This is a genomic window from Pseudomonas sp. 10B238 (assembly GCF_000970615.1).
In the GTDB taxonomy this organism is placed as follows: Bacteria; Pseudomonadota; Gammaproteobacteria; order Pseudomonadales; family Pseudomonadaceae; genus Stutzerimonas.
In genome coordinates, this window is sequence record NZ_KQ033948.1 from 23296 (window position 1) to 29603 (window position 6308).

At 59.9% G+C, this 6308-nt stretch carries 7 protein-coding genes and 2 pseudogenes; 4 read left to right on the plus strand and 5 right to left on the minus strand.

Annotation, left to right across the window (positions count from 1 at the left end):
* Nucleotides 1-170: 170 nt before the first annotated feature.
* Nucleotides 171-368, plus strand: a complete 198-nt coding sequence (locus RT21_RS23965) for a hypothetical protein (RefSeq protein WP_023082110.1) — start codon at nt 171-173, stop codon at nt 366-368.
* A 617-nt stretch (nt 369-985) separates the two neighbouring features.
* Here the strand turns inward: RT21_RS23965 and RT21_RS21905 are convergent.
* Nucleotides 986-1288, minus strand: a complete 303-nt coding sequence (locus RT21_RS21905) for a putative quinol monooxygenase (RefSeq protein ID WP_007182542.1) — start codon at nt 1286-1288, stop codon at nt 986-988.
* A 114-nt stretch (nt 1289-1402) separates the two neighbouring features.
* Here RT21_RS21905 and RT21_RS24510 point away from each other — a divergent pair.
* The 3 genes and pseudogenes from RT21_RS24510 to RT21_RS23445 form a co-directional block, all read left to right on the plus strand.
* Nucleotides 1403-1933 (plus strand): annotated as a pseudogene (locus RT21_RS24510) (DJ-1/PfpI family protein); the annotation flags it as partial.
* Between the two features lie 123 nt (nt 1934-2056).
* A complete protein-coding gene (locus RT21_RS24515) occupies nt 2057-2365 on the plus strand; it encodes a helix-turn-helix domain-containing protein (protein WP_371263644.1) in 309 nt (102 codons plus the stop codon).
* A gap of 204 nt (nt 2366-2569) precedes the next feature.
* Nucleotides 2570-2764, plus strand: a pseudogene (locus tag RT21_RS23445) (transposase); the annotation flags it as partial.
* A gap of 103 nt (nt 2765-2867) precedes the next feature.
* Here the strand turns inward: RT21_RS23445 and RT21_RS21915 are convergent.
* The 4 genes from RT21_RS21915 to RT21_RS21930 form a co-directional block, all read right to left on the minus strand.
* Entirely contained in the window at nt 2868-4202 is a 1335-nt protein-coding gene (locus tag RT21_RS21915; RefSeq protein ID WP_042927609.1) for a DUF3422 family protein, read from the minus strand.
* Between the two features lie 185 nt (nt 4203-4387).
* Nucleotides 4388-4786, minus strand: a complete 399-nt coding sequence (locus RT21_RS21920) for a VOC family protein (protein WP_003291554.1) — start codon at nt 4784-4786, stop codon at nt 4388-4390.
* A gap of 43 nt (nt 4787-4829) precedes the next feature.
* Entirely contained in the window at nt 4830-5939 is a 1110-nt protein-coding gene (locus RT21_RS21925) for an S-(hydroxymethyl)glutathione dehydrogenase/class III alcohol dehydrogenase (RefSeq protein ID WP_003291553.1), read from the minus strand.
* A gap of 59 nt (nt 5940-5998) precedes the next feature.
* Nucleotides 5999-6223, minus strand: coding sequence for a metal-sensing transcriptional repressor (locus RT21_RS21930; protein ID WP_013970887.1), 225 nt, complete (start codon nt 6221-6223; stop codon nt 5999-6001).
* Between the last annotated feature and the right edge of the window lie 85 nt (nt 6224-6308).

Genomic DNA, 6308 nt, shown 5'->3' on the forward strand with positions numbered 1-6308 from the left:
AAAATCAATGTCTGCGCTATCCGGTATTCGTAAAGGACGACGATTACCGTGGCTCACCGGATATGACCAAGCACCCCTTGCTGAGGAAGTACCTGCTGTAGCACTTCGCGGCGGAAGTCGAAGAACTGAAAGATGCCATGTTCGTTGGCTTGGGGCCGTAGGTCCAGAGCGTGCTGGACCGCCTGATCCAGGAGCGGGTTCTGAATCCCGACCGGGTGATTGCCGGCATGCTGCACCCCTCCGGAAACTGCACCTACCGGATCAACTACCTCATCGGCGACAGAAGCGCGCTGGTCCCGCACGCCACCAGCCCTGTGCCTTACGACCAGGTCCGGCGAGCATTTCGGGAGCGGTTCGTCACCGCCTGATCGAACGTCGGATGAGTGGATGCTGACGCGGGTTCAATTCCCAAACGGGAATAGAACTGGCGCCCTGTCTGATGCGCTCGGTTGGTGACCCGACCAGGGCAGAACTGGTAGGATTGCGGGCATCAAGGCCCGGATTCCGCACCTTTCCGCAGGAGTTTGCAGCGGTCGCAAGGCGCTGAGTTACATAGGTTTGGCGCAGGGTTCCACCCCACCGAGCCCCTGCAGGAGTTCGAATCGTTACGCCCCCCCAGAAACCCTCACTAGCCCGAACGGCCCGGTGCTAGGTCGTTGATTTTCAACAAATCGCTCGATCGATCCGCGCTTGCGGACTGCGGACTTCCAATGGGCCGGAAATCTGGCTCGCCCAGACGGCTCTCGGTACCGACACGTTGCAAACAGTCGGTACTTCTCGATAACTACCCGACGAATCGGAACATCACAGCCAGCCCTGATGTTGCCCCTGCTTGCTGACGCAGCTTGGAAGTTCTGGCTGCAATATTGCCCCCCGTCGCTGTGGAAGGTAGCTCCCTGGGCAAGTGCAATCGAGGGGGGGATCGCTGCGTAGAGCTTGTGCCCCCCATCCTGCAGCGTGACCTGATTGGGTCAAGGCCGGGTTGTCATGCAGGCAGTTTGGCTGCAAGCAGTTCGACCTTCTCGATATTGGGCGGAGAACTGAGCAAGGTCGCGGCGTTGGCCATCAAGGCCGCGGCGATCTGGCCGTTCAGATGTGCTTGGCGACCTGCCTCATCGGCAAAGGCATCGAACACACCGAACGTCGAAGGGCCAAACTTCAATGCGAACCAGGCAGTGGTGCCGGACTCGGCGTTGGCGAGCGGCAGTGCGCTGGCCAGGAAGTCGGCAAGCGCAGCCTCCTGGCCGGGTTTGGCTTCGAGGCGAACAAACAGGGCGAGCTTGGTCATACTGTAATCCTTTGGGTAACTGGGTTAGATGAATGGATCGACGAGCCTGCAGTCTAAGTCTTCATGACAGCCATCTCTATAGACAATAATGACAACATTGATATCATTGTTGCCATGAAAATCCACATCCTTGTTTGTGATGGCGTGTTTGATCTGGGGCTTGCGGCGCTCACCGACACAGTGGGCTTGGCCAATGCGATGTCGGGCTCGCTGCCACAGGCTCCCGCGCACATAGAGCTCACGCTGGTGGGCGTGCGGCGTCGCATCCGAACTGCGCAAGGCTTGACGGTCCCCGTGGTCACTGCGCGTGGTGTGCCGGAACCAGACGTCGTGCTCGTGCCCGCGTTTGGTGAAAAGATGCCTGACACGCTCTCGGCTCGGCTCACACGCCCCGACGTGCCCGATGCGGTCGCCGTGCTACAGCAGTGGTCCACCGCTGGCGCGCACCTTGGTGCCGCCTGCTCCGGTAGTTTCTTGCTTGCAGAGAGTGGCCTGCTTGATGGGCATCGTGCGACGACGTCATGGTGGCTGGGGCCGATGTTTCGGCAGCGCTATCCGAACGTCACGCTGGACGAGTCACGCATGATCGTGAACTCGACACGCTTCACTACCGCGGGTGCCGCTTTGGCCCACGTCGACCTGGCCTTGCGCATCATCCGGGGGCGCAGTCCGGCGCTGGCGGCCCTAGTAGCACGCTATCTGCTGGTCGAGGCACGCAGTTCGCAAGCCGAGTTCGTGATTCCCGACCACCTTGCGCATGCCGACCCGATGGTGGAGCGCTTCGAATGCTGGGCCAGACGTCGGCTCGCGAAGGGGTTCTCGCTGGCCGAAGCGGCCTGCGCCGCGGGCACAAGCGAGCGCACCTTGGCGCGGCGGCTGCAAAGCGTTTTGGGCAAGACGCCGCTGTCGTATTTCCAGGACCTGCGCGTGGAGCATGCCGTCCATCTCTTGCGCACCGGAAACGCGAGCGTCGACCAGGTCGCCGCACAGGTCGGGTACTCGGATGGGGTGACCCTGCGGGCCCTGTTGCGCCGCAAGCTGGGCCGGGGTGTCAGGGAGTTGCGACGCGGTGGATGACCAGAGGCGTTTGGTGTATGTACGGCTGGAGACCACCGGGAAACTGACGCAGGCCAAACGGCGCATTTGGACCTGATAAAACTACTGCGCCACGTTATTTGAACTGGTTTGCTAGGGTCTGTTGCCATTTCGCGCTAACCCATTGATCTATAAGAGCAAGCCCGTATCGTTGAAGCTCTGACCCAACATCGATACGAGCTTGCAATGCCCCGATTACTGCTCAGCGATGAGCATTGGTCGAAGCTGCGGGAAATTCTGCTGCACAAGGCCATCTACAACAAGCGTGATCTACGAATGACCGTGGAGGGCATGCTGTACCGCATGCGCACGGGATGTCCCTGGAGAGACCTGCCCAAGGCGTTTGGCTACTGGAATAAGGTCTACAAACGCTTCAATGCAGGCCGCAGCGGTACAAGAGGATTCACCGAAAGAATTGCTTGGCATGTTGTTCTCCTCTGTTCAAACGGACGGCGCAGCTATCGCGCGCCAGGACGGCAGCTCGTCAGGAAGATTTCTCTTCCGCCGCCGTGTCGCTGTGGGCGTGTCTTATCCTGCGGACGATCCACCAGATCGTCAGCATCACCGCAGGTACCAGAACCGCCATCACCGGCGCCACGCTGTCGTGAACGATCGGAATGCCCTTGAGCAGGTAGCCGAGAAGACTCACGACGTAATAAGAAATTGCCGCGACCGACAGGCCTTCGACGGTTTGCTGAAGGCGCAATTGCAACTTGGCCCGGTTGTTCATCGAAGCCAGCAGATCGCGGTTCTGGCGTTCAAGTTCGACGTCGATCCACGAACGCAGCAACGCGATGGCTCGGGTCAGTTTGTCGGAGAGCTTGGCCTGGCGCTCCTTTACGGATTGGCACTCCCGCATGGCTGGAGCGATGCGACGCTGCAGGAAATCCGCCCAGGTGCTGTATCCGGATACGGCCACTTCTGAAAGCGCAGCCAGCCTTTCCTCGACGATCTCGTAGTAGGCACGGCTGGCGCCGAAGCGATAGAGATTTGCCGCGACGCCAGCTTCCAGTTCGGCGGCCAGACCTGTCAATTCGGAAAGCAGCACGTCGCTATCGCGGCGTTCTACCAAATTCGTACACATCTCGTCAGTGATCGCAGCAAGGCGCGACTCCATGTGTCGCAGCTCCGACGTCATCGATCGCGTCAACGGCAGAGACAGCAACGCCAAGGTACGGTACGTCTCGATCTCCAATAGAAGTTGAGCCAGCGCACCTGCCCGCGCCGGGGTCAAATCACGAGCAAGGATGAGGATCTGCGTCAGGCCATCCTCATCCTGTCGGAAGTCGGTCAAGATGGCGGCAGAGCCGTTCTCTACCAACGAGTAGCACAGGCTGGCAGGATCGAAGCGATCAGCCTCCTTCTCCGTTTCTGGTATCCACGGAAGAAGTCTCAAGCGGATGCCGGATATGACCGGGCCCGGAGGAACAAATCCATGTTTGAAGGGATTTTCTCCGCAAGGCTCTCCCGTCTTGGAATCCAGCGAAGCGCACCAGAGATACGTAGAGAACTCGGTGTGCTTTTCACAGTGAAGGTCTCCCTCATCCCATGTCATGCCGTGTAGCGGCGTAGCGTGGTCGGGCTCGGCAACGCCGAAGCGATGAGACAACTCGCTCATCGCCATCTGATCCCTGGTCTGGTCACCTTCGGTCATGAAAGCGAGCTGCAATATACCGCGGGGGGCCTCAAGCAACAGATGCGGGCGCGCATGCACTTCACCCACGGCTGCAGCACGATCGGCATAAGCCGGCATGCCGTACACGGTGGCGGTTGGGGTGGGTTGTACGGTCGTCGTATTGATATTGGCCGGCTCTTTCATAACGACCTCATTTCTCATTGGTTGAAAAGCACGCTTCAAAACAAATGCCCGCAGCCATGCGTTTCACACATGGCTGCGGGCCGATCTTCATGAGCATGCACCGCGTTACGCAGTCCGTCTAACAGGCTCGCCGTATAATAGAGGCTTGTGCTGACCCTGTCAGAACGCTCTCAGCTTCCTTGCTTTCAGACGAAGGTGTACGAGCAGACCTTGTTGCCCGCCGGATCACGCAGGTAGGCAGCATAGGCACCCGGCAGGTGACCACGTGCGCCAGGTTGGCCCTCGTCAGTGCCGCCTGCGGCAAGGCCGGCGGCGTGGAAGGCATCCACTTCAGCGGGAGTGGCGGCCGCAAAGCCGATCGTCACGCCGTTGCTGGAAGGCGCTTCACCATTGCCCGGGCGGGCGATGATGAAAGCCGGCTTTTCGCGACCGAAAAGTACCCATCCGTTGTTGAAAGGACCGAGGTTCTTGATGCCAAGAGCACCCAGAGCGGCGGCGTAGAACGCGACCGACTTCTGAAGGTCGGCAGCGCCGATAAAGATGTGCGAAAAGATGCCATCGCCAGAAATGACAGGAGTGGACATGATTAATTTCCTTGGTGGTTGGCGTTGAATGGGTAGTGGGCGATCAGTAGTGGATCACCGTGCGAATCGACTTGCCTTCATGCATCAGGTCGAAGGCCTTGTTGATGTCGTCGAGGCCCATGGTGTGGGTGACGAACGGGGCGAGATCGATCTCGCCTTTCATTGCGTCCTCCACCATGCCGGGAAGTTGAGTGCGGCCCTTGACCCCGCCGAAAGCCGAGCCCTTCCAGGTGCGACCGGTGATCAACTGGAACGGGCGCGTCGAAATTTCCTTGCCTGCACCAGCCACGCCGATGACGATCGACTGGCCCCAGCCACGATGTGCTGCTTCCAGTGCCGAGCGCATCACGTTGACGTTGCCGATGCACTCGAAGGTGTGATCGACACCCCAACCGGTCATCTCGATGAGAACCTCGTGAATCGGCTTGTCGAAGTCCTTCGGGTTGAGGCATTCGGTCGCGCCGAAGGTACGAGCCAGCTCGAACTTCGCTGGATTGGTGTCGATGGCGATGATGCGACCCGCCTTGGCCTGGCGTGCCCCCTGAATCGCAGCGAGCCCGATGCCGCCGAGGCCGAAGATGGCCACAGAGTCACCCGGCTGAACCTTGGCCGTGTTGTGAACAGCGCCGATGCCGGTGGTCACACCGCAACCCAGCAGGCAGACATGCTCGGGATTGGCGTCCGGGTTGATCTTGGCCAGCGAGACTTCGGCCACCACCGTGTATTCGCTGAAGGTCGAGCAGCCCATGTAGTGGTAGATCGGCTGGCCGTTGTAGCTGAAGCGGGTGGTGCCATCGGGCATCACGCCCTTGCCCTGGGTGGCGCGCACCGCCACGCACAGGTTGGTCTTGCCGCTCTTGCAGAACAGGCACTCACCGCACTCGGCGGTGTACAGCGGGATCACGTGGTCACCCGGCTTGACCGAGGTCACGCCCTCGCCGACCTCGACCACGATGCCGGCGCCCTCATGGCCCAGCACCGCCGGGAACACGCCTTCCGGGTCCTCGCCCGACAGGGTGAAGGCGTCGGTATGGCAAACGCCGGTATTCGTGATCCTGACAAGCACCTCGCCCTTGCGCGGCGGCTCGACGTCGATCTCGACGATTTCCAGTGGCTTTCCAGGCCCGAAGGCAACTGCTGCACGTGATTTCATGATGGCGCTTCCTTTACTAGCTAACTAAATTTTCCCTCACCGAGGGCACCCTGGTGCCTCTACCGCAGGTAGGAGCGGACGATGGAGATGGTCTCGTCAATGGACTTGTTCTGCGAATCGCTCCTGATTTCGCTACTGGGAAACTCTTCCCGTAGATAGCTCTCCATAACCGTTGCCATCAATCCGTTGTCAGCCCCACGAACAGCTGCAAGCTGCTGAAGAATTGCAGGGCATTCAGCACCTGCATCGAGCGCTTGCTTCTTTTCTTCCGGGCCATGTGGCACTCACCGCTTTTCACTCCAGATAAGCGGGGCCTGACGCCGAAGAGACAGGCCCTCAACTCATTAGAATTCCTGCACGGTTGGGCGC